This window comes from Listeria sp. PSOL-1 (genome assembly GCF_902806445.1).
Lineage (GTDB): Bacteria > Bacillota > Bacilli > Lactobacillales > Listeriaceae > Listeria.
In genome coordinates this window covers 1,072,336-1,096,944 of sequence record NZ_LR760298.1, presented here as the reverse complement: position 1 = coordinate 1,096,944, position 24,609 = coordinate 1,072,336, and the positions used below count along the sequence as shown (strand labels likewise).

The following is a 24,609-nucleotide window of genomic DNA, read 5'->3' as shown; positions in this document are numbered from 1 at the left end:
TTTTGTTAAAGCTTGCAATTAGAACGATCCCCTTTTAAAATAGATCACGAGGTTCGCGAGGGAAAATCAATCAAAGCGCGCGGCAAGCATTGTATGAAATTTTACTGAGGAGCAAAAAATCATGAAGACTCTATTTGCAAAGATCAATAAATGTATTGAAAAAAAGCGAGCGTTTGCGTTGGTTAGTATTGCTAAAAGTTATGGTTCGACACCAAGAAGAGAAGGTGCGCATATGCTGATTACAGATGAAGGGCCAGTACTTGGCACCATTGGAGGAGGCGCAGTTGAATATCAAGCCATTTTGCTAGCACAAGAAGTTTTAAAAACAAAAACAGGAATGATAAAACAATTTAGATTAGCGCCAAATCAAGAAAATGATATTGGTATGATTTGTGGTGGAGATATTGACTTATTGATCCAGTATTTTGCACTGGAAGAAAACCCAGCAATCGGTGAAGTCGTAGCGGCAGCGCTTCATAGCATTATGCACCACGAAACTTCTTACCTATTATTTCAGATGACAAAAGTAGCGACTTCTAAGCTCTTTTTTTATAGTGAAGAAACAGGTGTAGTTGGCGGTGATTTAGCGCTTACAAGGAAAACACTTAGGCCTGGAATACTTGAATTAAGCGGGGAAATGTTTTACTTAGAAAAACTTGTTTCTGCTGAGAGAGTGATTATTTTTGGGGCGGGACATGTTTCTCAAGCACTTGTCCCTGTTTTAGCTTCGGTTGGCTTTTATTGCATTGTCTTTGATGATCGAGCAGAATTTTTAACAAAAGAGGTCTTTCCAGATGCGGATGAAATGATCCAAGGAGATTTTAATCATATTGATCATTATTTAGAAATACAGGCCATTGATTACTGTTGTGTGACTACAAAAGGGCATAAAACAGACCTTGTTGTTGAAAAGCAATTATTAGATACGAATTCACATTATATTGGTGTTATGGGAAGTAAAAGAAAAATTACGACACATCAAAAAATCTTAAAAGAAAGTGGCATTCCAAAAGAACAAATTGATCGACTCATTGCTCCGATCGGTATTGAAATTCATGCAGAAACACCAAATGAAATCGCGATTAGTATCGCTGCTGAACTAATCAATCGACGCAGTGAAATGGCCAAAAAAGCGGTTTTAGAAGTAAAAGAAATAACATAATTATTTTGTGCTAAAAAAGATTTTTTAATCTTTGTTTTTGTGGTATAATTCAATTGTAAGCGTATCCAAAGATCTGTTTTTCACATAAACAAATGAAAAGAGAGGTAGAAATGATGCAAACAGTGAAACAGGATGCAGATAAAACAGTGTATTCAGTAACCATTAATGGCAAAGAAGAGAATTGTGAAGAAAATAAGAATTTACTAGAATTTCTACGCGAAGATTTAAACTTAACAGGAAGCAAAGACGCTTGTTCGCAAGGTGCGTGTGGTGCTTGCACCGTCTTAATTGGTGGTAAGGCAAGCAAGGCATGTTTGTTTACTTTGGCAAAAATCGCGGGCAAAGAAATCATAACCATTGAGGGCTTATCAATACGAGAAAAAGAAGTGTACAGCTATGCATTTGCAGAAACTGGAGCTGTTCAGTGTGGCTTTTGTATTCCAGGCTTTATCATGTCTGCAAAAAGCCTCTATGAAAAAAATCAACAACCAACAAAAGAAGAAATAGCTAAAGCGATTCGAGGAAATATTTGTCGCTGTACTGGTTATGTCAAAATTATCGAAGGAATTGAGCTTGCTTTTCAATTACTACGTGATAATTTGAGCATACCTGAAGTGTCTTCAAGCGGTAAGCTGGGCGATGATTTTCAGCGTGTAGATGCGAAAGAAAAAGCGCTTGGCACCGGAGAATATGTCAATGACGTAAAACTTCCAGGTATGGTATTTGGATCAGCGATTAGAAGTCGTTACCCACGAGCAAAAGTGGTAAAAATCATGACGGATAAAGCAAAAGAACATCCAGATTGTGAAGCGATATTCACTGCAAAAGACGTTCCTGGAAATAATAAAATTGGCCATCTGGAATTCATTTCTGATTGGGATGTGCTGATTCCAGAAGGTGAGACCACGCGCTATGTCGGCGATGCGATTGCACTGGTCGTATCAAAAAATAAAGAAACATTAAACGAAATAAAAGAACTTGTTGAAATCGAATACGAAGAACAAGTCCCGCTTTTAACCGCAGGAGAAGCACTTAAAGAAGGGGCTCCAAAGCTTCATGAAAAAGGAAATCTTTTATCACAAGAACATTTAGTGCGGGGAAATGCAGAAGAACGATTAGCAAATTCCAAGTATATTGTAAGTGATCATTACTCTGTTCCAATTAATGAACATGCTTTTATGGAACCAGAATGCGCCATCGCTCTTAAAGAAGGCGAAGATGGGTTATTTATGTATACAGGCGGGCAAAGTATTTATGATGAACAGCGAGAAGTTGCGAGAATGCTTGGTGTTGAGAAGGAAAAAGTACATATTCAGTCAAAACTTGTTGGTGGCGGTTTTGGTGGGAAAGAGGATATGAGCGTGCAACACCATGCAGCATTAGCCGCTTGGATCTTGCAAAAACCGGTTAAAGTTTTGTTAACACGTCAGGAAAGTTTAATGGTTCATCCAAAGCGTCATGGGATGGAGATGGATTTCACAGTTGGATGTGATGAATCAGGTAGATTAACGGCGCTTAAAGCTGTGATCGTCTCAGATACAGGCGCTTATGCATCACTTGGCGGACCCGTTTTACAAAGAGCGTGCACCCATGCAGCGGGTCCATATAAGTATCAGGATATCGATATCGAAGGGAAAGCTGTTTATACAAATAATCCGCCTGCTGGAGCTTTTCGTGGTTTTGGAGTTTGCCAAACTTCTTTTGCATTGGAAAGTAGCTTAAATGTGTTAGCAGAAAAAGTTGGGATCTCACCATGGGAAATTCGTTACTTAAATGCGGTTGCACCAGGTGATAGTTTACCAAATGGACAAATTGTTTCTAAAAATGCAGCGTTAAAGGAGTGTTTACTAGCCGTAAAAGAAACCTATGAAAAAGCTACATGTGCTGGCGTTTCTTCCTTTTTTAAAAATAGTGGACTTGGCGTCGGTGTACCAGATACAGGTAGGTGTATTCTCTCAATCGAAGGGGGTAAAATTCATATTCGAACAAGTGCTGCGTGTATTGGACAAGGGCTTGCAACGGTTACAACACAAATTGTTTGTGAGACTCTAGATTTGCCACCTGAGATGATGATTGCCGAGCCCCCTGATACCATTCGGACACCAAATTCTGGAACAACAACGGCTTCAAGACAATCGCTTTTCACCGGAGAAGCAACACGAAGAGCGGCGATGCAGTTACGCTATGAACTTGACATGGGACGAGCGATTTCTGATCTTGAAGGAGAAGAATTTTACGGAGAATATACCGCCAAAACCGATCCGCTTATGAATGACAAAAAGAACCCAGTAAGTCATGCAGGTTATGGTTACGCAGCAGAAGTTGTCATATTAGATGAAAAAGGAAAAATTGAAAAATTTGTTTCAGCTTATGATGTGGGTCGCGTGATCAATCCCAAAGCAGCGGCAGGACAAATTGAAGGTGGAATCATTATGGGAATGGGCTATGCTTTGACCGAGAATTTTGCAATGGAAAATGGTTTTGTTCAAGCGAAATATGCCACACTTGGGCTAATTAAAGCAAATGACGCGCCACCAATTGAAAATTCTTTTGTTCAAGCAAAAGGAATTGATGTCGGTTTAGCTTATGGTATTAAAGGCGTTGGTGAGCTAGCAACGATCCCAACAGCACCAGCTATTGCTGGAGCATATTTTGCATGGGATGGACATTTACGCAAATCATTGCCACTTGAAGACACACCCTATCTGAAAAAGAAACGTTAGGTGAAAATGATGCTAACCAAAACAAGTGTGATTATTATGGCTTCAGGCAAATCAAGTCGGATGGAAAGCAATAAGCTCTGGTTAACGTTTTCAGGAAAAACATTCATTGAACGCGTGATTCAACTAGCCAGCCAATTTGCTTTTCATGAATGTCTTTTGGTTATTTCTGAGCAAAATGCTAAAAAATTACCACAACTTAAAAATAACATGCAAATCATTATCAATGACCAAGCACACATGGGACAATCCGCTAGTGTGAAGCTTGGAACGTTGAACGCGACCGGAGCTGGATACCTTTTTTTACCAGTTGATCAGCCTTTACTTACGCCACAAGTTTTGATGAAAATCCTCTCAAAAGCCACCAGTGAAAATATTGTTGTCCCAACAAACAGGTGCCATCAGCCATGTACGCCAAGCTTCTTTGGCTATAAATTTCGGGAATCGTTATTACATGTGAGAGGTGAAAAAGGTGGTCGAAGCATACGTGATCAAAATACAGAGGATGTGATTGAAGTCATGATTCAAGATGATCAGGTCCTGTTTGACGTTGACACACTGAGTGATTATTCTTTTTTATTAGGGCAAGAAAGATGAAACAAGTTTATTTAAATTGGGCAGCTACTTCTTACCAAAAGCCACCAGAAATGATTGCAAAAGTGACAGAAGAGCTACAAAACAACCAAGCCTTTACTTCTGATCGAAATCTGCCAATGTTTGAAACAGCAAGTCTGGTGTTTAAGACACGATTAAAAATCGCGGAATTTTTTCATGCGGATAAACCGGAACAAGTTATTTTTACAGCAAATATCACAACGGCAATTAATGTCGTTCTTCAAGGATTGCTTAAGGATGGGGATCACGTTATAACAACGAGTGTAGAGCATAATGCTGTGACACGAACGCTTTCTTTTCTTAAAAAAGAACGAGGTATTTCTGTTACTTATTTGCCGTGTTCAAAAGAAGGCGAGCTTGATCCAACAGAAGTTGAAAGGGCGATTCAATCCAATACGCGATTGATGATTATGACGCATGCTTCAAATGTTCTTGGGACAATTTTAGATGTAAAAGCAAGTTTTCATATTGCTAAAAAATATGGCGTTTTAACAATGCTTGATTCAGCCCAGACTGCCGGTTTTTTGAAGATTGATATGAAAAGAGAAGGTATAGATATATTGGGTTTTACAGGGCATAAGAGTTTGATGGCCTTAAGTGGGATTGGAGGCTTCATTTTAGCACAGCAAGTAGCTGATCAACTAACTCCCCTTATTACCGGTGGGACTGGGAACCAATCCAATCTTCCACAACAGCCAAACGAATTGCCAAATAAATTTGAAGCGGGAACCGAAAACACGATCGGGATCTTTAGCTTGTTTCATTCAATTTCTGCGATTGAAAAAATTGGTCTAATCAATATCCAACAACATGAAAACAGTCTTTTTGATCAGTTTGTGCATGGACTTAAGCCAATGCCCGTTCAAATTTTAGGAACAAAATTAAGTCAAAAATCTGTTCCGGTTGTCTCAATAACAGTTCAGAACTTAGAAATGAATGAGCTTGCTATGCAGTTGTTTAGGCAATTTGGCATCATAACACGAGCAGGGCTTCATTGTGCCCCATTTGCGCATCGAACAGCTGGTACCGAAAAGACAGGTGCACTTCGCTTTAGCTTTGGTTACTATACAACAAAAGAGGAAGTAAACTATGCGTTAGCAGCACTTGAACATATTTTTAAGCAGAGAGGAATGGCGTAATATGGAATTTTTATCATCGTGCACTTCAGGAGGATGCGGGGCGAAGATTGGACCAGGCGAGCTCGGGCAATTGTTAAAATCATTGCCGGCCTTTTACGATGATTGCCTGCTTGTTGGTTTTAATAAAGCAGATGATGCAGCTGTCTATCAAATGAATGAAAGCGAAGCCCTAATCTCAACCATTGATTTTTTTTCACCAATGGTAGATGACCCGTATCTTTTTGGGAAAATTGCAGCAACAAATGCTCTTAGCGATGTTTATGCCATGGGAGGGAACGCTCTTTTTGCTTTAAATTTAATTTGCTTCCCGGAAAAAATGGATAAAGCTTTTCTTGCTGACATGATGCGTGGCGGTGCTGAAAAAATTCAGGAAGCAGGCGCTGTCCTTGCTGGTGGACATTCGATTTATGATTCTGAAGTGAAATATGGTTTAGCTGTGACTGGAGTTACCCCACCAGATAAAATTATCCGTAACAATACGCCTATACCAGGAGATGTTCTTATTTTAACGAAAGCGCTTGGCATAGGTTTAATCCAATCTGCAGCACGTGGAAATCTAGCCAGTGAACAGGCAAAACGTGCAGCACTTTCTTCAATGACTCGCTTGAATAAGCAAGCAGCGGAAAAGATGAAGCGTTATCCTGTTCATGCTTGTACTGATGTCACTGGTTTTGGTTTGCTCGTGCACGCAGCAGAAATGGCAGGTAGCGAATATACACTTGCGATTGATTCTGCTGAGTTACCGCTACTTCCAGAGGTTGAAGAATATGCCGCTGCTTATTTGATGACAGCTTCAGGGGAACGCAATCGCCAATTTCTTGAACATTCGGTAGATCTCAAACATATCAAGCCCGCCGTGCAAGAAATTTTATTTGATCCACAAACTTCTGGTGGGCTGCTGATTAGTGTTTCTGCCATTCATGCACAAGAACTCTTAAATGAATTAAAAAAGGATGACCCCGTGTCTTGTATTATCGGTGAAGTAGGCGTGCGAGAAAGAGCAGAGCCTCCTATTTTAGTTTTTTAAGAAAGGGTGAAAAGGATGATCCAAGTAGATGCAATAGGAAAACCTTGTCCAATTCCAGTCATTGAAGCTAAAAAAGCCATCCGCAAGCTTGAAAATGGCACTGGAATAATCGAAATCTTCGTTGATAATGATATTGCTGTCCAAAATATTGCTAAGTTTGCACGTGGCAATGATTATCAAGTGTCTATTGAACAAAGGAAAAAGGATAGGTGGGAAGTGACCATTACCGTTCATGAACCAACCGTAAAAGCTGAAAAAAAACAAGCGAGTTTGATTGTTTGTGCTACAGATCGGTTTGGTGAGGGGGAAGAAGCTTTAGGGAAAATTTTACTAAAAAGTTATTTCTACTCATTAACAGAACTAGATACACCACCAGAGCACCTTATTTTCTTAAATCGTGGGGCTTACTTAACGAGTCGTGATTCTGAAATTATTGAGGATTTAAAAGAATTGGCTCAAAAAGGCACAATGATTAGTACATGTGGCACTTGCTTAGATTTTTATCAGATTAGCGATGCTGTTGTCATTGGGGAAGTGACCAATATGTATGGTATTTCAGAAGCAATGAATGAAGCAGATAAAGTGATTACACTTTAAGGAGAAAAAAATGAAAGTTTTACTGACTTTTCCAAATGTGACACAGGCCATTTGGGCTGAAAAATTGTTTCGTGATAACAAGATGGCGATTCGTGTCATACCTCTTCCTACTAGTTTAGGCGATTTTTGCGGTATTGCACTCCAAATTCAAACAGACGTCGTAGTAAAAGCCAAACAGATCCTACACGAAGCAGGCGTTGTGCTTGAAGCCATTTTTCAGATGGAGGAAAAAGAAGAAGGGACAAGGTATACAAAGTGGGAAATTTCATAGACATTTTTCAGATTGCTCATTGTGAAGTGGTCTCAATTATCGGGAGTGGTGGAAAAACGAGCTTATTAAACGAATTAGGGAAAGCTTTTGCTGATCAGAAAGTCTTATTAGCAACAACAACGAAAATGGCTTACCCACTTCAGAATTTTCATGCGATCTATACAGAAAACTTTGAGCTTGCTGGTTTATATGATCAAGGGATTACGGCAGTTGGAATAATAGATGAAGTGGGTAAATTTAGTGCACTAGAAAGTAAAGCACTAGCCAGTCTTTTCCCGCGCTTTGATCAAATTTTCCTAGAAAGTGACGGATCTAAAAATTTACCCTTAAAGGCATGGAATAAAAGTGAACCCGTCATACCAGAAGAAACAACGACAACAATTGGTGTCATTCCAATACATGTTATCGGCCGAAAGTTATCTCCCAAAATCGCACATCGATTCGCATTATTTAAGCAACATTTTGCTATTTTTGAAGGCGAAAAAATCACAGTTACCCATTTAAGCAAAATCATTTCAACAACAAAAGGGCTTTTTCGTGAAGCAAAAGGACGCAAAATTCTTTGCTTCAATCAAGTGGATACGGAAAAACAGTTAAAAACAGCTAAAAAAGTTGTACAAGCTTTACCAACTGAATTTTTTAAACAAATCGAGCGAATTGTCGCAACGAGTATGTTGAACAAAAGGGGTGTTATTTTATGGCAACAGGGCCCATTGTGATTGTAAGGGGTGGTGGCGATATTGCAACAGGTGTCATTCAGAAATTGTGGCACGCTGGTTTTCGTGTGCTGGTTTTAGAAATCGCATCCCCGCTTACGATCAGGCGAACGGTAGCGCTTAGTACTGCTGTCACAAAAAAAGAAACAATTGTTGAGGATATGTACGCATGTTTAATTGAGGAGATTAGCGCGTGTCCGGATGTATGGCGGGCAGAACAAATTCCTATCCTTATCGATCCCAAAATGGAAAGTGTAGATCGATTAAAACCTGCTATTTTAGTAGATGCGATTTTAGCTAAAAAAAATTTGGGAACAACAAGACAAGCGGCGAAAGTTGTGATTGCTCTTGGTCCAGGATTTGTAGCTGGTAAAGATGTTGATTGTGTGATTGAAACGATGCGTGGGCCTACTTTAGGACGCCTGATTTTGGACGGTCCAGCCTTACCAGATACTAAAACACCAGGGCTAATCGCCGGAAAAAGTCATGAAAGAGTGATTCATGCGGCAACTTCTGGAATTTTAAAAAGTGAATGTGCTATCGGAGATTACGTGCAGGCTGGAGAGATTTTATTTTATATTGATGACACGCCAATGACTGCTCCTTTTAATGGGATAATTCGCGGTTTGATTGGCGACTTTACACCTGTTGAAAAAGGGCTAAAAGTAGCGGATATTGATCCTCGTTTAGATGTTGATTGTGATATGATCTCAGATAAAGCACGTGCTATTGGTGGTGCTGTTTTAGATGCGAGCCTTTATCTATTAAAGAAAGTTTCTAAAAAAAATTATTTTGGTTAGAAAAAAGATTGTAATTATTTTGTTTTATGTTATATTATAAGCATAGGTAGATGACGCTGTCTTCCTTTGTGATCTTATGTACAAAATGAGAAGATGGAAAATGATGGTGTTAAAAAGGTGGAACTATTTTCCCTCTTCAAAATACCTCAATAATGAAAGGATATGAAAAAAATGACAGTAGCAAAAATCGTATACGCAAGCATGACAGGAAATACGGAAGAGATTTCTGAAATTATTGAAAGCGCTTTAGAAGAAGAGGGAATCGAAGTAGAACGCGAAGAATGCACGGATATTGATGCGGATTTTTATGATGATGCAGATCTTTGTATTGTTGCCACCTATACATATGGCGACGGGGAATTGCCTGATGAAATTGTTGATTTTTACGAGGAGTTAGCAGAAAAGGATTTAAGCGGTAAAATTTATGGCGTTGTTGGTTCTGGTGATAAGGAATATGGTGATTTATTCTGTAAATCAGCGGATGACTTTGCCGCCATTTTTGAAAAAATAGGTGCAGAAAATGGTGCCGCAACCGTCCGTATTGAAAACAATGCTGAAGAGGAAGATATTACATTAATTAAAAATTTTGTTAAAAGCCTGGCAGCAAAAATCTAAAAATTAACGTGGGAAGGGAATTATTTTGTATAAAATAATCAAAATGAAGCAACTTACAGATTCCATCTATGATTGCTTGATTGAAGCGAAAAGAATTGCGAGCTCTGCTCATCCTGGACAATTTATTATTGTGCGTAAAGATGAGTTTGCTGAACGGATTCCTCTTACAATTGTTGAAGCAGATAAAGAGACAGGTGTGATCCGGATTATCTTTCAAGTCATTGGCAAATCAACCCGAGACTTAGCACGATTAAAAACAAAGGATACCTTACGTGATGTAGCTGGACCACTTGGGCAAAAAGCTGCAGTGAAAGAGTATGGGACAGTGCTATTAGTTGGTGGAGGCGTGGGGATTGCTGCCCTTTTTCCAATTATAAAAGCGCTGAAAGAAGCAGGAAATCATGTCATTACGATTTTAGGTGCTAAAACGGCGAATCTACTCATGTTAACCAATGAATGTCGTACCTATTCAGATGAGCTTTTGATCACAACGGATGATGGTTCATTGGGAAGTAAGGGTCTTGTAACTGATGTGATGACAGAGATTTTTCAAAAAACAACGATTGACCAAGCTTGGGCAATTGGACCAGGAATCATGATGAAGTTTTGTACGGAAAAAGCGAGCTATTTCAAAGTGCCAATTTATGTATCGTTAAACCCGATTATGATTGATGGAACTGGTATGTGTGGTGGGTGCCGGGTAACTGTTAAGAATAGTATGAAGTTTGCTTGTGTAGATGGACCCGAATTTAATGGTGCTGAAGTAAATTGGACCGATTTTTTACAGCGAATGAAGCAATATCAACAAGAAGAAATCACGGCAAACGAAAAGCAGGTGAAAAGCTAGTGGCGAGGAAAAGTAAACAGCAAACACCGATCAAAGAGCAAGATCCACTGATTCGTCAAACCAATTTCCAAGAAGTCTGCCTTGGATACACATTAGAGGAAGGAATACTTGAAGCTGATCGCTGTCTTCAATGTAAAAATGCTCCGTGTATCAAGGAGTGCCCTGTAAATATTGATATTCCTGGTTTTATTCTTGCTGTTCGTGAGGGCGATCTGAATTTAGCGAGATCTATTTTAGCAGAGTATACAAATCTACCTGCTATTTGTGGACGCGTTTGCCCGCAAGAAAAACAATGTGAGCAGGTTTGTAAGCTTGGTAAAGCAAAAGGATTTGAGCCCGTTGCAATCGGTAAGTTAGAACGCTTCGTAGCAGATCATGTGCGACCTCGTGTATCTCAATTAGTCCCATCTCAGCAAAAAGAAAAAGTAGCAATTGTCGGTTCAGGACCATCAGGACTTACAGCAGCAGGAGATTTGGCAAAACTTGGATATGACGTAACAATCTTTGAAGCTTTGCATTCACCAGGTGGCGTTTTGACGTATGGGATTCCAGAATTTCGCTTACCAAAAGACATTGTTCAGCGTGAGATCAAACAAATAGAGGATTTAGGTGTGACAATCGAAACCAATGTGATTGTTGGTAAAACGCTTAGTATGAGTGAGATTAAAGAACAGTTTGCAGCATGTTATCTGGCAGTTGGCGCTGGAACACCTTACTTTTTAGGGATACCCGGCACAACGTTAAGCGGCGTATATTCTTCTAGTGAATATTTGACACGAATTAATTTAATGCGTGGCTATGAATTTCCGCGTTTTGATACACCCGTTAAGCGTGCTAAAAAAGTAGCTGTTATAGGTGGTGGGAATGTAGCGATGGATGCAGCAAGGTCAGCAAAACGACTTGGTGCAAGCGAAGTAACCATCGTTTATCGACGTTCATTAGAAGAATTACCTGCACGAATTGAAGAGTATCATCACTCCGTTGCAGAAGGTGTTTCCTATCGCTGGTTGACGAATCCAATGGCTTATCTTGGTGATGAATCTGGAAATTTAACAGGGATGACGTGTATTCAAATGGAGCTCGGTGAACCTGATGCATCGGGTAGAAGAAGGCCAGTAGAAATAGCAGGCAGTGAATTGACACTTGAAGTAGATGTGGTGATTGAAGCTATTGGACAAGGCGCAAATCAAGTACTGCTTGATCATTTTAAAGAATTGCCATTAAATGAACGTGGTTATATTAAAACGAGTGAAAGTTCGGCTAAAACAGAAATTGAAGGAATTTTTGCTGGCGGGGATATTGTAACTGGAGCAGCTACCGTTATTTTAGCTATGGAAGCAGGCAAAAAAGCGGCTTGTGAAATAGATACCTATATCAAGCAAAAAGCAGAAAATAAAGGATGAGGATAATGAAAAAAACAATGGACGGGAATACCGCAGCAGCTTATATTTCTTACGCATTTACTGAAGTTGCTGCAATCTACCCAATTACACCTAGTTCAACGATGGCAGAAGTTGTTGATGAATGGGCAACAGGCGGGATGAAAAACGTTTTTGGGAATCGTGTTGAAGTAGTCGAAATGCAATCAGAAGCAGGGGCAGCTGGTGTTGTTCACGGTTCGTTAAAATCAGGCGCACTGACAACCACTTATACAGCATCACAAGGGTTACTTCTGATGATTCCTAATATGTACAAAATTGCAGGGGAACTTTTACCATCTGTTTTTCATGTAGCAAGCCGTGCAGTAACCACGAATGCACTCAGTATTTTTGGAGATCATGGGGATGTTATGGCTGCACGTCAAACTGGTTTTTGTATGCTTGCTGAAAGTAGTGTGCAAGAGGTGATGGATTTATCACCCGTTGCTCATTTAGCTAGTATTGAAGCAAGCCTTCCTTTTATTAATTTCTTTGACGGGTTTAGAACAAGCCATGAATTACAGAAAATTGAAGTGCTTGATTTTGCTGATTTACAACCAATGATGAATATGGAAGCTTTACATCATTTCAGATCGCGTAGTATGAATCCTAATCATCCAACCGTTTCAGGTACTGCACAAAATCCAGATATTCATTTCCAACAACGAGAAACAGCCAATACTTTTTATGACGATGCACCAGAAATCGTTCAAAAATACATGAAAAAAATAAATCAATTACGTGGGACTGATTATGATCTGGTCAATTACTACGGGGCGAATGATGCAACAGAAGTGATCATTTCAATGGGTTCTGTTTCACCGGTGATTAGACAAACTGTAGCAGCACTAAATAATCAAGGAAGAAAAGTTGGACACCTTAATATTCATCTCTATCGCCCGTTTCCACGTGAAAACTTGTTAAGTAAGTTGCCACAAACCGTCCAAAAAATTGCTGTACTTGATCGAACAAAAGAATCAGGAGCAGATGGTGAGCCATTGCTTCTTGATGTTGAAAGCGCGCTTTATAATCAGCCTAATCGTCCAATTGTAATTGGTGGACGGTATGGTCTTGGCTCAAAAGACGTGCAACCAAACCAGATTAAAGCTGTGTTTGATCACCTTAGGCTTGATCAAGAGAAACTTAAATATCGCTTTACAATTGGAATTGAAGATGATGTCACTCATCTTTCTTTACCACTTGAGCCTTCGTTTGATTTAACAGCAAAAGGTACATTTCAAGCTAAATTTTGGGGGTTTGGCTCGGATGGAACAGTGGGTGCCAATAAGCAAGCCATTAAGATTATTGGTGACCATACCGATTTATATGCACAAGCTTATTTTAGTTATGATTCGAAAAAATCAGGGGGATTAACCATTTCTCACCTACGTTTTGGAAAAAAACCGATTACGTCGTCTTATTTAATTGAAGAAGCCGACTTTATTGCCTGCCATAATGCTTCATATGTGCATAGGTATGATCTTTTGAAAGGACTTAAAAAAGGTGGTATTTTCCTGCTAAATACCACATGGGACAAAGAGAAAGTCATGCAACTTTTGCCACAAAAACTCAAAAAAACTTTAAGTGAAAATAACATTCAATTTTATACGATTAATGCAGTAAAACTTGCGCGTGAAGTTGGCTTAGGTCGAAAAATCAATACAGTTATGTCAACGGCTTTTTTTGAAGTGGCAGAGATCATGAATAAAGAAGAATACTTACCTCTGTTAAAAGCCGAAGTTGAGAAAGCTTATGGAAAAAAATCGCAGGAAATTGTTAAGCGGAATCATCAGGCGATCGATCAAACGCTTGCTGTTTTAACAAAAATAGACGTTCCTAAAGAATGGAGCGTACTTACCATTCAAGAAACGCCAGAAGATACAAGCAAGCCAAGTTTTGTCACCAATATTCTTGAGCCGATTAATCGGCAAGTTGGTGATGACCTAACAGTAAAGCAGTTAATTGATAATGGTATGCTTGGTGGAGCCATTCCAGTGGGCACGTCTGCTTATGAAAAACGAGGAATTGCACTTGAAGTACCAGAGTGGCTACCTGAAAACTGCACAATGTGTAACGAATGTGCATTTGTTTGTCCACACGCCGCTATTCGTCCATTTTTAGCAAATGAAAAAGAAGTAGAAGAAGCGCCAAATAATTTTATCACACGTGAAATGCGCGGAACAGATGGTCTTATGTACCGTATTCAAGTATCTATTGAAGATTGCACAGGCTGTGGGTTATGCGTCCAAGCTTGTCCTGCAAAAGAAAAAGCCATCATAATGAAGCCTTATGAGGAACAAAAAGAACAAGCAATTAATTGGGCTTTTGCCATGACACTCAAGCACAAAGAAAATCCAGTTCGGAAATTATCAGTGAAAAGTACACAATTTGAACAGCCATTGATGGAATTTTCCGGGGCATGTGCTGGCTGCGGAGAAACACCTTATGTTAAGCTGCTTACACAAATGTTTGGGGATCGAATGATGATTGCAAATGCAACGGGATGTTCATCAATTTGGGGTGGTTCTTCACCAGTTACACCTTATACAACGAATGAATGCGGTGCAGGACCAGCGTGGAGTAATTCGCTATTTGAAGACAACGCAGAATACGGTTTTGGCATTCACTTTGCGAACAAAGTCAAACGTCATCATTTAGGAGCATTAGTCGCCAAAGCATTACAAAAAGAATTAGGCCCGATAGATGTACGAAAACAGCTTACCGATTGGTTAACCCATATCGATGAAAGCGAGGGTACAAGTCAACGCGCAGCGAAATTAAAAGCTATTTTAGCGTGCGAGAAAGATCCATTATTACAATCCATTTATGAGCAACATGATTTATTTGTCAAACCAAGTCAATGGATTATGGGCGGTGATGGTTGGGCTTACGATATTGGCTTTAGTGGTATTGATCATGTGCTTGCAAGTGGGGCAGATGTTAACATTCTTGTGATGGATAATGAAGTTTACTCCAATACAGGTGGCCAAACGTCAAAAGCAACACCAGCAGCAGCGATCGCTAAATTTTCAGCAGGAGGAAAACAAACCGCGAAGAAGGATTTAGGGATGATGGCAATTACGTACGGTAATGTTTATGTCGCACAAATTGCGTTAGGTGCAAATGCAACACAGACGATTAAAGCTTTTGAAGAAGCAGAGAAATATCCAGGGCCATCTTTAATTATTGGCTATACACCATGTATTAATCATGGTGTAAAAGGTGGCATGAGCCAAACCTTACTAGAAGCAAAAGAAGCTGTTGAATCTGGTTATTGGTCATTATATCGTTACAACCCACTTTTAGCTGAAAAAGGAAAGGAACCATTTGTGCTGGATTATAAGAAAACTGATTTTAGTAAAATGCCCGCGTTTTTGGCGAAACAAACAAGATTTTCTGCTTTATATAGCGTAAAAGAAGAACCCGCATTTGCAGATGAGTTGTTAGAAAAAACGGTTAAAGATGCAGAAAACCGCTCAGAACACTATGAGCGCTTGATGAGTCATACAAAAGCATTGAAAAATAAATGATTCAAAGTTAGCTAAGACAACTTGTTAAAAGTAACTGAACTACGCAATCGATGTGTAGAAAATCCAATTCCGCAACTATTTTAAGCTCTTTTTCGAGAGCGAGCTTAAAATAGTTGCGGAATTTCTTTTTTTATTATATTTTGTAAGGAGATATGTCGGGAAAGAAAGGGGAATAAATCTTGGAAAATCCGATCATTGTTGTTTTAACTATTTTTTGCATTAATATTTTATACGTTGCGCTTTCTACAATTAGACTTTTGCTTACGATGAAAGGATATCGTTATCTAGCAGCTTTTGCAAGTATATTTGAAATGATTATTTATGTCGTAGCACTTAGTCTAGTACTTGATAATTTAAATAATGTTTACAATATCATTGCCTATGCTGTTGGATTTGGGGTTGGCCTTTTTATTGGTATGAAAATAGAAGAACGACTTGCTTTAGGCTATATTACTGTTAATGTGATCACTAAAGACTACAACCTTGATTTACCTAATCAAATTCGTAGTTCTGGATACGGTGTGACAAGTTGGCTTGCAAATGGCAGAGATGGTGAACGGATGATGCTTGAAATTTTGACACCACGTAAAAACGAACGAAAATTATACAAAGAGATTATTGCTATTGACGAAAGAGCATTTATTGTCTCATCTGAACCTAAGCAAATATATGGTGGCTTTTGGATAAAACAAATTAGACGCTAAAAATTAACCTGACGATCTGCACTTTGAGTGTAAATTCGTCTTTTTACCCATTATAGAAAGCGTTTTCTTTAATGAACTTGAAAATAAAACTAAAAACGAACAATACATTCGATTATTTTATAAATGTTCGATTTTTGTTTGACAATTGCTGTTAATGTTGCTAAACTAAAATGGTAATAAGGGAAAAACATAACATTCAAAGGAGTTGAGCCGTAAATGTCCGTAGAAGTTGGCGTGATTATGGGAAGTACTTCTGACTGGGAAACGATGAAAAATACCTGTGACATACTAGATGAATTACATATTCCTTTCGAAAAAAAAATCATATCCGCTCATCGCTCACCAGATTATATGTTTGACTATGCTGAATCTGCGAGAATTCGTGGCTTGAAAGTTATTATTGCCGGTGCTGGAGGTGCCGCTCATTTACCAGGGATGGTTGCTGCAAAGACAACTTTGCCTGTTATTGGTGTTCCTGTAAAATCACACGCATTAAACGGAATAGATTCGCTTCTTTCCATTGTTCAAATGCCAAGAGGAGTCCCTGTTGCTACAGTTGCAATAGGTGAAAGTGGTGCAATCAATGCTGGTTTGCTTGCTGGACAAATCTTATCCATTTCAAATGAAGCAATTAGTAGCAGATTAGCAGAGAGACGTGCTAAACTAGAAGAAAATGTACTAGAAAGTAGTGATTTTCTTGAGTAAACATTATTTGCTTCCAAACAGTACCATTGGGATTATTGGTGGGGGACAATTAGGTAGAATGATGAGTCTAGCTGCAAAAAGCATGGGTTTTCGAACGATTGTTTTAGATCCTACCCCAGATTCTCCCACTGCTCAAGTAGCTGACGAACAGATCATTGCAGCTTATGATGACAAAGAAGCGCTTAACCAATTAGCCATTAAATCAGACGTTGTGACTTATGAATTTGAAAATATTGATTACGAAGCACTTCTAACCATTGAAAAAGAAGTAAGCATTCCCCAGGGTTCTGAGCTTCTTTCAATCACACAAGATCGCATTTTAGAAAAAGCCTATTTGGAATCATGTAACGTTAACATTGCGCCGTATGTCGTTGTTGTAGAGCCAAGTGACATTTATGAAAAAATCAATAGCTTAGGCTATCCAGCTGTTCTTAAAACCTCACGTGATGGCTATGATGGTAAAGGTCAAATGATCATTCACACAGAAAGCGATATTGACAAGGCAGGAGAATTGTTGAAATATGGCTCTTGTGTTCTTGAAGCTTGGGTGCCATTTGATAAAGAAATTTCCGTCATTGTTGCACGAAACAATCGCGGCCAAATTGAAACGTTTCCAGTGAGTGAAAATATTCACCGAAACAATATTTTGCATCAATCGATTGTCCCGGCACGTATTGAAGTAGAGGTGGAGGAAGAAGCAGCTAATATTGCGAAACGTTTAGCTGGATTTTTGCGTTTACAAGGCGTTTTAGCCGTTGAGATGTTTGTGACAAACGCTGGTGCCATTTATGTTAATGAGCTGGCACCACGTCCGCATAATTCCGGGCATTATACGATTGAAGCATGTAACATTTCCCAATTTACTGAGCATATTCGCGCCATCTGCGGCTTGCCATTATTAAAACCAGAACTGATTAAACCTGCTGTTATGGTCAATATTTTGGGTCAACACGTAACAGATGTCAACAATCAGATGGGTGATTATCCACATTGGTTTATTCATTATTATGGGAAACGTGAAATGAAAGTCAATCGAAAAATGGGGCATCTAACCATTTTAACAAAAGACACAAACGATGCATTAACTGAGTTAGCTAAAACGAAAATTTGGGAATAATTGGAGGAACAAAAAAGCATGTTAGAACGCTATACAAGAGAAGAAATGGGCAAAATTTGGACAGAAGAGAATCGCTTTAAAGCATGGTTAGAAGTGGAAATTCTTGCTTGCGAGGCGTGGGCAGAATTAGGTGAAATTCCACGTGAGGATGTAGCAAAAATTCGTGAAGATGCAACGTTTGATGTAGCGCGCATTAAAGAAATTGAACAAGAAACACGTCATGATGTTGTGGCCTTTACAAGAGCAGTTTCTGAAACATTAGGAACTGAAAAAAAATGGGTACATTATGGCTTAACCTCAACAGATGTTGTTGATACAGCAAATTCTTATTTGTTAAAACAAGCAAATGATCTTTTACGCCAAGACATTGAAAAGTTCATTGCCATTTTAGCTGAGAAAGCAAAGGAACATAAAATGACTGTTATGATGGGCAGAACACACGGAGTCCACGCTGAACCAACCACTTTTGGGTTAAAACTTGCACTCTGGCATGAAGAAATGAAACGCAATTTGGAGCGCTTTAATCAATCGGCAAGCGGGGTTCAGTTTGGAAAAATTTCTGGGGCAGTGGGAACTTATGCCAATATTGATCCATTTGTTGAAGAATATGTTTGTAACAAATTAGGAACAACACCAGCACCCATTTCAACGCAAACATTGCAACGAGATCGCCATGCCGATTATATGGCAACACTTGCACTTATTGCCACTTCAATTGAAAAATTTGCCACTGAAGTACGTGCGCTCCAAAAAAGCGAAGTACGGGAAGTAGAAGAATTTTTTGCAAAAGGTCAAAAAGGCTCGTCGGCGATGCCACATAAGAGAAACCCGATTGGCTCTGAAAATGTAACTGGCCTTGCACGTGTCATCCGGGGGCACATGGTAACCGCTTATGAAAATGTTCCCCTATGGCATGAGCGTGATATTTCGCATAGTTCTGCTGAGCGTATTATTCTTCCAGATGCAACGATATTGCTTGATTATATGCTAAACCGTTTTGGAAACATCGTTAAAAATTTGACAGTATTCCCTGAAAATATGAAACGGAACATGGAGCGAACACTTGGACTTATTTATTCACAGCGTATTCTTCTGGCTCTTATCGATAAGGGCATGGCGCGTGAGCAAGCTTACGATATCGTTCAGCCAAAAGCAATGGAATCTTGGGAAAAACAAATTCCTTTCCGAAAGCTTGTTGAACATGAGCCGAAAATAACCCAACTCCTTTCAGAAGAAGAAATAGCGGATTGTTTTGATTATCATTATCACTTGAAAAAGGTTGACATGATCTTTAAACGTTTAGGCCTTTGAGCATTTTGGCTGATAGAATTTTCTATCAGCCAAAAGAATCAAGGAGAGGAAGTGCTAAGATGAATGAACTAATTTATGAAGGAAAGGCAAAGCAATTATTTCGAACGGATCAGTCTGAGATTCTCCGTGTGTTCTATAAAGATCAAGTAACAGCTCTTAACGGGGCGCGTAAAGAAGAAATGCACGAAAAAGGGCAACTTAATAATCAGATCACTAGCTTGATTTTTGAATATTTGATTAAATCTGGCATTAAAACGCACTTTATCAAACAAATTTCCGCGAATGAGCAACTGGTGTCAGCGCTAGAGATGATCCCTCTTGAAGTGGTTGTGAGGAACGTCATAGCAGGAAGTTTGGCTAAGCGCTTTGGAAAAACAGAAGGTAAGGAATTAAAGACACCAATCATTGAATTTTATTATAAAGCAGATGAGCTTGATGATCCGTTTATCAATGATGATCATATCTGTTACTTAAATATCTTAACAAAACCTGACATTGAATTATTAAGAAAAAACGCATGGCTCATCAACCAGATGCTGCAAACGTTATTTACGCAAATGGACGTGACGCTTGTTGATTTTAAATTAGAGTTTGGGAGAAACCAGGAAGGTGAACTTATTTTAGCAGATGAAATTTCACCTGATACCTGTAGGCTTTGGGATAAAAAGACTGGAGATAAGCTAGATAAAGATGTTTTTAGACGGAATATTGGGAATTTAATATCAACTTACCAAGAAGTACTTCGAAGGTTAAAGGAGGGTACCTAAATGTATCATGTTAAAGTTTACATCACACTTAAAAAAAGTGTTCTAGATCCACAAGGTGTAGCCATAAAAGAAGCAGCTACAAGCTTAGGTTATACAGAAGTTGATGATCTAAGAATTGGGAAATACATGGAGCTTAAAGTCGTTAAATCTAACCGAGATATTGACCAAGTATTAAATGAATTGTGCGCTAAATTATTAACGAATCCAGTCATGGAAGATTATCGTTATGAAATTGAGGAGGCCTAATCATGAAATTTGCAGTGATACAATTTCCTGGGTCAAATTGTGACCTTGATATGCTTCGAGCTGTCTCTCATGTCTTAGATACCGAAGCCGAGCTTGTTTGGCATCATGAAGATTCACTTGCAGGATTTGATGCTGTCCTTTTACCTGGAGGTTTTTCATATGGTGATTACTTAAGGACAGGCGCCATTGCAAAATTTGCAAATATTATGCCGGAAGTTATGCGTTTTGCTGAAGAGGGGAAGCCTGTTTTAGGTGTATGCAATGGTTTTCAGATTTTAACAGAATGTGGGCTTCTTCCTGGAGCGTTAATGCGCAACGATCAATTACGTTTTATTTGTAAGACAATAACACTTGAAGTTGTTAATCAAAAGACAATGTTTACTTCACTTTATCACGAGGACGAAAAAATTAAAATCCCAATTGCTCACGGAGAAGGCCATTATTTTTGCGATGAGAAGACACGATTACGTTTACAAAAAAATAAGCAAATTGTTTTCCGGTATACTGAAAATCCAAACGGTAGTGTAAATCATATTGCTGGAATCACGAATGAACGTGGAAATGTCCTTGGCATGATGCCTCATCCCGAGCGAGCCGTCGAAAAAGTAATTGGTGGAACAGATGGCTTGAAGTTATTTAAATCGATTGTAAAAAATTGGAAGGAGTCGCAACAACATGTCAAATAAAGAACCTTCTACCTATGAGATAAAAGAACAAAAACTTTACCAAGAAATGGGTCTCACTGAACATGAGTATCAATTGATTTGTTCCATTTTAAAACGACTGCCTAATTATACTGAAACAGGCCTTTTTTCTGTCATGTGGTCAGAGCATTGCAGCTATAAAACGTCAAAACCAATTTTAAAAAAATTTCCAACTACTGGCCGAGTTGTATTACAAGGTCCTGGTGAAGGAGCAGGCGTTGTTGACATTGGAGATGGTCTTGGAATTGCTTTTAAAATTGAAAGTCATAATCATCCTTCTTACGTTGAACCCTATCAAGGCGCAGCAACAGGTGTTGGCGGAATTATTCGCGATGTTTTTTCAATGGGGGCTAGACCTATTGCCATCCTCAATTCTTTGCGTTTTGGTGAGCTTACACAAAAGCACACGAAATATTTAGTGAATCAAGTCGTAGCTGGGATCGCTCACTATGGAAATGCGATTGGAATTCCAACAGTTGGTGGTGAAGTGCAATTTGATCCTTGTTACCAAAAAAATCCATTAGTTAATGCGATGTGTGTTGGCTTGATTGAAGCAAACGCGATTCAAAAAGGACAAGCCTCAGGTAGTGGAAATATCATCATGTATGTCGGCGCAAAGACAGGGCGTGACGGGATTCATGGTGCTACTTTTGCTTCTGCTGAATTCAATGAAGAAGAGGAACAAGAACGTTCAGCAGTTCAAGTTGGCGATCCATTTATGGAAAAGCTACTACTTGAAGCCTGCCTTGAAGTCATTCACCAGCATGCTGATATTTTAGTTGGGATTCAAGATATGGGAGCAGCTGGGCTTGTCAGTTCGAGTTCAGAAATGGCATCGAAAGCAGGATACGGGCTAAAACTTGTCATGGATGATGTTCCTACCCGTGAAATAGAAATGAGCGCTTATGAAATGTTACTTTCTGAATCGCAAGAGCGAATGCTTCTTTGTATAAAACAAGGCCATGAAGCAGAAATCAAAGCCCTTTTTGAAAAATATGATCTAGAGGCAGTGACGATTGGAGAAGTGACGGATGATAAAATGTATACGATTATTCATCACGATAAAATTGTTGCAAGTGTTCCAGTAGATGCACTTTCTGAAGATGCACCAATTTATCATAAAGAAATGGCAGAACCAGCTCGCCTTAAAGCTTTTAAGCAAGAAAAACCACTAAAAATACCAAACATTCATCCAGTTGAGACTTGGAAAAAATTATTAGCCCAGCCGACCATTGCAAGCAAAAAAGTAATTTATGAGCAGTATGATTATCAAATCCGTACAAATACAATCGTTACACCTGGATCAGATGCAGCGATCATTCGTATTCCGGGCACTAAAAAAGCGATAGCACTTACGACAGATTGTAATGCGCGCTATTTGTATTTGGATCCAGAAGTTGGTGGATCGATTGCCGTTTGTGAAGCTGCCCGAAACATTGTTGCAAGTGGTGCTAAGCCACTCGCGATTACAGATGGACTTAATTTTGGAAATCCTGATAAACCTGAAACCTTCTTTGAAATGGCAATGGCTGCTGATGGGATAAGTGAGGCAGCTACATTACTTAATACGCCCGTCATTTCTGGCAATGTGTCCCTTTATAATGAAACCGATGGAACTGGAATTTACCCGACACCAGTGATTGGGATGGTTGGCTTAATTGAAAATGATCGCCATATCATGACGCAGGATTTTAAACAAGCAGGGGATTTGATTTATTTAATTGGTGAAACAAAGCTTGAACTTAATGGAACGGAATTGCAAAAATTAGTTCAAGATAGAATTAGCGGTAATGCTCCAGAACTCGATTTAGCAATTGAAAAAACACATCAAGAAATGGTGCTAAAAGCCATTCAAACAGGACTATTAAATAGTGCTCACGATTTATCAGAAGGGGGGGTTGCTGTTTCTTTAAGTGAATCACTTTTTCAAAATGAATTAGGTGCGGAAATTGATTTTCCATATCCTGATGTGGCACTTTTTAGTGAAACACAATCGCGTTTTCTAGTTTCTATTCGTCAAGAAAAACAAGCCGCTTTTGAAAAAATGTTTCAAGAGATCCATTTGGTTCTATTAGGGAAGGTAACAGCAACTGGTTTTGTAAAGATCAAGACGAATGAACGTAAATTTTTATTACAAACAAAAGAGCTAAAACAAATCTGGGAAGGAGCGCTACCATGTTTACTGAAATAAAAAGTCTGAATGAAGAGTGTGGTGTATTTGGGATTTGGAATCACGCGCAAGCAGCTGAAGTCACTTACTATGGCTTGCATAGTTTGCAGCATCGAGGGCAAGAAGGAGCTGGTATCGTTTCAACAGACGGGACTCGTTTACAAGGGCATCGTGATCTTGGTTTACTAGCAGATGTCTTTAAACAGGGAGAACTAAGTGCTTTAACTGGCCACGGAGCAATTGGGCACGTGCGCTACGGAACAGCAGGTGAGAAAAGCATCGATAATGTTCAACCTTTTTTATTCCATTTTCAAAATTCTTCCTTTGCTTTAGCGCATAATGGGCATTTAATTAATGCCAAAGCACTTCGTAACCGGCTAGAAGACGACGGGGCCATTTTTCAAACGAGTTCTGATACCGAGGTGCTCGCTCATTTAATAAAACGCAGTAAAACAGGGGATTTTCTGCAAGATTTAAAAGCGGCATTAAATCAAGTAAAAGGTGGTTTCGCCTATCTTTTACTTACTGAAAATGCTCTGATTGCAGCACTCGATCCTAATGGTTTTAGACCACTTGCGATCGGAAAAATAGGCGATCGTTATGTCATCGCTTCTGAGACGTGTGCCTTTGATACTGTTGGTGCTGAGTTTGTTCGGGATGTTGAACCAGGAGAAATCATTGTTATTGATGAAAAGGGTCTTCATATTGATCATTTCACAAAAGAGATTACTCACTCAATTTGTAGCATGGAATATATTTATTTTGCCCGTCCAGATTCAAACATCGCGGGGATAAACGTTCATGCTGCTCGAAAGCGCTGTGGCAAGCGTTTAGCAAAAGAAGCCTTTATTTACGCAGATGTTGTCACAGGCGTTCCTGATTCAAGTATCTCAGCAGCGATTGGTTACGCCGAAGAGGCTGGACTTCCTTATGAATTAGGATTAATTAAAAATCGTTATGTGGCAAGAACGTTTATTCAACCATCGCAAGCATTACGTGAACAAGGCGTGCGTATGAAGCTTTCGGCTGTTCGGGGTGTAGTAGAAGGCAAACGCGTTGTCATGATTGATGATTCGATTGTTCGCGGGACAACGAGTAGGCGAATTGTTGAGCTGCTTCGTTTGGCGGGAGCAAAAGAGGTTCATGTCAGAATCGCTTCGCCACCACTTGCTTACCCTTGTTTTTATGGCATTGATATCCAAACGCGAAATGAATTAATTGCTGCAAATCATAAGAAGGAAGAGATTTGTGAACTCATTGGCGCTGATTCATTGGAATTTTTGAGCGAAACAGGCCTTATTGAAGCGATTGGAAAACCTTATCCAGACGAACCATATGGCGGATTGTGTATGGCTTATTTTAACGGTGATTATCCAACTGCACTATATGATTACCAAAGAGACGGTTTAGCAAACTCACACTGAAAAA

General features: G+C 39.2%; 22 protein-coding genes. All 22 read left to right on the top strand.

From position 1 onward, the window contains the following. Positions 1–121: 121 nt before the first annotated feature. The 22 genes from G6Q10_RS05315 to purF all read left to right on the top strand — a co-directional run bounded on the left by G6Q10_RS05315 (position 122) and on the right by purF (position 24,605). On the top strand, positions 122–1,162 hold the full coding sequence (locus G6Q10_RS05315; protein ID WP_163653798.1) for an XdhC family protein: 1,041 nt from the start codon (positions 122–124) through the stop codon (positions 1,160–1,162). Between the two features lie 110 nt (positions 1,163–1,272). Next, on the top strand, positions 1,273–3,885 hold the full coding sequence (gene xdh, locus G6Q10_RS05310; RefSeq protein ID WP_197914081.1) for a selenium-dependent xanthine dehydrogenase: 2,613 nt from the start codon (positions 1,273–1,275) through the stop codon (positions 3,883–3,885). A gap of 6 nt (positions 3,886–3,891) precedes the next feature. Beyond that, positions 3,892–4,479: an NTP transferase domain-containing protein gene (locus tag G6Q10_RS05305; RefSeq protein ID WP_163653795.1), complete on the top strand. Its 588-nt coding sequence runs from the start codon at positions 3,892–3,894 to the stop codon at positions 4,477–4,479. Beyond that, on the top strand, positions 4,476–5,636 hold the full coding sequence (sclA, locus tag G6Q10_RS05300; protein ID WP_163653792.1) for a selenocysteine lyase SclA: 1,161 nt from the start codon (positions 4,476–4,478) through the stop codon (positions 5,634–5,636). The genes G6Q10_RS05305 and sclA overlap by 4 nt, the downstream gene beginning before the upstream one ends. 1 nt (position 5,637) lies before the next feature. After that, positions 5,638–6,663, top strand: a complete 1,026-nt coding sequence (gene selD / locus G6Q10_RS05295) for a selenide, water dikinase SelD (RefSeq protein ID WP_163653789.1) — start codon at positions 5,638–5,640, stop codon at positions 6,661–6,663. A 15-nt stretch (positions 6,664–6,678) separates the two neighbouring features. Next, positions 6,679–7,260 (top strand): sulfurtransferase-like selenium metabolism protein YedF, encoded by a 582-nt coding sequence (gene yedF / locus G6Q10_RS05290; RefSeq protein ID WP_163653786.1) that lies wholly within the window; start codon positions 6,679–6,681, stop codon positions 7,258–7,260. 10 nt (positions 7,261–7,270) lie between these two features. Next, positions 7,271–7,531: a putative Se/S carrier protein gene (locus G6Q10_RS05285; protein WP_163653783.1), complete on the top strand. Its 261-nt coding sequence runs from the start codon at positions 7,271–7,273 to the stop codon at positions 7,529–7,531. Continuing rightward, positions 7,516–8,250, top strand: a complete 735-nt coding sequence (yqeC, locus tag G6Q10_RS05280; protein WP_163653780.1) for a selenium cofactor biosynthesis protein YqeC — start codon at positions 7,516–7,518, stop codon at positions 8,248–8,250. Before G6Q10_RS05285 ends, yqeC begins: the two co-directional genes overlap by 16 nt. Continuing rightward, entirely contained in the window at positions 8,229–9,047 is an 819-nt protein-coding gene (yqeB, locus tag G6Q10_RS05275) for a selenium-dependent molybdenum cofactor biosynthesis protein YqeB (protein ID WP_163653777.1), read from the top strand. The genes yqeC and yqeB overlap by 22 nt, the downstream gene beginning before the upstream one ends. Before the next feature lie 171 nt (positions 9,048–9,218). After that, on the top strand, positions 9,219–9,662 hold the full coding sequence (locus G6Q10_RS05270) for a flavodoxin (RefSeq protein ID WP_163653773.1): 444 nt from the start codon (positions 9,219–9,221) through the stop codon (positions 9,660–9,662). 25 nt (positions 9,663–9,687) lie between these two features. Continuing rightward, the gene (locus G6Q10_RS05265) at positions 9,688–10,509 is read left to right on the top strand and encodes a sulfide/dihydroorotate dehydrogenase-like FAD/NAD-binding protein (RefSeq protein WP_197914080.1); all 822 of its coding nucleotides are present in this window, start codon (positions 9,688–9,690) and stop codon (positions 10,507–10,509) included. Next, positions 10,431–11,912: an NADPH-dependent glutamate synthase gene (gene gltA, locus G6Q10_RS05260; RefSeq protein WP_232057791.1), complete on the top strand. Its 1,482-nt coding sequence runs from the start codon at positions 10,431–10,433 to the stop codon at positions 11,910–11,912. Before G6Q10_RS05265 ends, gltA begins: the two co-directional genes overlap by 79 nt. Positions 11,913–11,917: 5 nt before the next feature. Beyond that, positions 11,918–15,457: a pyruvate:ferredoxin (flavodoxin) oxidoreductase gene (gene nifJ, locus G6Q10_RS05255; RefSeq protein WP_163653771.1), complete on the top strand. Its 3,540-nt coding sequence runs from the start codon at positions 11,918–11,920 to the stop codon at positions 15,455–15,457. Between the two features lie 179 nt (positions 15,458–15,636). Beyond that, positions 15,637–16,161 carry a DUF2179 domain-containing protein gene (locus tag G6Q10_RS05250; protein WP_163653768.1) on the top strand — a complete coding sequence of 175 codons (525 nt, stop codon included), beginning with the start codon at positions 15,637–15,639 and terminating at the stop codon, positions 16,159–16,161. A gap of 216 nt (positions 16,162–16,377) precedes the next feature. Then, complete coding sequence (gene purE, locus G6Q10_RS05245) at positions 16,378–16,866, top strand: 5-(carboxyamino)imidazole ribonucleotide mutase (protein ID WP_163653765.1); 489 nt, start codon at positions 16,378–16,380, stop codon at positions 16,864–16,866. Further along, entirely contained in the window at positions 16,859–17,983 is a 1,125-nt protein-coding gene (purK, locus tag G6Q10_RS05240) for a 5-(carboxyamino)imidazole ribonucleotide synthase (RefSeq protein ID WP_163653762.1), read from the top strand. The genes purE and purK overlap by 8 nt, the downstream gene beginning before the upstream one ends. Positions 17,984–18,001: 18 nt before the next feature. Beyond that, the gene (gene purB / locus G6Q10_RS05235) at positions 18,002–19,294 is read left to right on the top strand and encodes an adenylosuccinate lyase (RefSeq protein WP_163653759.1); all 1,293 of its coding nucleotides are present in this window, start codon (positions 18,002–18,004) and stop codon (positions 19,292–19,294) included. 59 nt (positions 19,295–19,353) lie between these two features. Further along, a complete protein-coding gene (purC, locus tag G6Q10_RS05230; RefSeq protein WP_163653756.1) occupies positions 19,354–20,061 on the top strand; it encodes a phosphoribosylaminoimidazolesuccinocarboxamide synthase in 708 nt (235 codons plus the stop codon). Continuing rightward, the gene (gene purS / locus G6Q10_RS05225) at positions 20,062–20,307 is read left to right on the top strand and encodes a phosphoribosylformylglycinamidine synthase subunit PurS (protein WP_163653753.1); all 246 of its coding nucleotides are present in this window, start codon (positions 20,062–20,064) and stop codon (positions 20,305–20,307) included. Between the two features lie 2 nt (positions 20,308–20,309). Beyond that, entirely contained in the window at positions 20,310–20,993 is a 684-nt protein-coding gene (gene purQ / locus G6Q10_RS05220; protein ID WP_163653749.1) for a phosphoribosylformylglycinamidine synthase subunit PurQ, read from the top strand. Continuing rightward, a complete protein-coding gene (gene purL, locus G6Q10_RS05215; RefSeq protein WP_163653740.1) occupies positions 20,983–23,202 on the top strand; it encodes a phosphoribosylformylglycinamidine synthase subunit PurL in 2,220 nt (739 codons plus the stop codon). The genes purQ and purL overlap by 11 nt, the downstream gene beginning before the upstream one ends. Further along, on the top strand, positions 23,187–24,605 hold the full coding sequence (purF, locus tag G6Q10_RS05210) for an amidophosphoribosyltransferase (RefSeq protein WP_163653737.1): 1,419 nt from the start codon (positions 23,187–23,189) through the stop codon (positions 24,603–24,605). Before purL ends, purF begins: the two co-directional genes overlap by 16 nt. Positions 24,606–24,609: the final 4 nt, after the last annotated feature.

Coding starts and splice junctions, on each gene's coding strand:
- G6Q10_RS05315 (WP_163653798.1), top strand. CDS start 122: ATGAAGACTCTATTTGCAAAGATCAATAAATGTATTGAAAAAAAGCGA.
- xdh (WP_197914081.1), top strand. CDS start 1,273: ATGATGCAAACAGTGAAACAGGATGCAGATAAAACAGTGTATTCAGTA.
- G6Q10_RS05305 (WP_163653795.1), top strand. CDS start 3,892: ATGATGCTAACCAAAACAAGTGTGATTATTATGGCTTCAGGCAAATCA.
- sclA (WP_163653792.1), top strand. CDS start 4,476: ATGAAACAAGTTTATTTAAATTGGGCAGCTACTTCTTACCAAAAGCCA.
- selD (WP_163653789.1), top strand. CDS start 5,638: ATGGAATTTTTATCATCGTGCACTTCAGGAGGATGCGGGGCGAAGATT.
- yedF (WP_163653786.1), top strand. CDS start 6,679: ATGATCCAAGTAGATGCAATAGGAAAACCTTGTCCAATTCCAGTCATT.
- G6Q10_RS05285 (WP_163653783.1), top strand. CDS start 7,271: ATGAAAGTTTTACTGACTTTTCCAAATGTGACACAGGCCATTTGGGCT.
- yqeB (WP_163653777.1), top strand. CDS start 8,229: ATGGCAACAGGGCCCATTGTGATTGTAAGGGGTGGTGGCGATATTGCA.
- G6Q10_RS05270 (WP_163653773.1), top strand. CDS start 9,219: ATGACAGTAGCAAAAATCGTATACGCAAGCATGACAGGAAATACGGAA.
- nifJ (WP_163653771.1), top strand. CDS start 11,918: ATGAAAAAAACAATGGACGGGAATACCGCAGCAGCTTATATTTCTTAC.
- purE (WP_163653765.1), top strand. CDS start 16,378: ATGTCCGTAGAAGTTGGCGTGATTATGGGAAGTACTTCTGACTGGGAA.
- purB (WP_163653759.1), top strand. CDS start 18,002: ATGTTAGAACGCTATACAAGAGAAGAAATGGGCAAAATTTGGACAGAA.
- purC (WP_163653756.1), top strand. CDS start 19,354: ATGAATGAACTAATTTATGAAGGAAAGGCAAAGCAATTATTTCGAACG.
- purS (WP_163653753.1), top strand. CDS start 20,062: ATGTATCATGTTAAAGTTTACATCACACTTAAAAAAAGTGTTCTAGAT.
- purQ (WP_163653749.1), top strand. CDS start 20,310: ATGAAATTTGCAGTGATACAATTTCCTGGGTCAAATTGTGACCTTGAT.
- purL (WP_163653740.1), top strand. CDS start 20,983: ATGTCAAATAAAGAACCTTCTACCTATGAGATAAAAGAACAAAAACTT.
- purF (WP_163653737.1), top strand. CDS start 23,187: ATGTTTACTGAAATAAAAAGTCTGAATGAAGAGTGTGGTGTATTTGGG.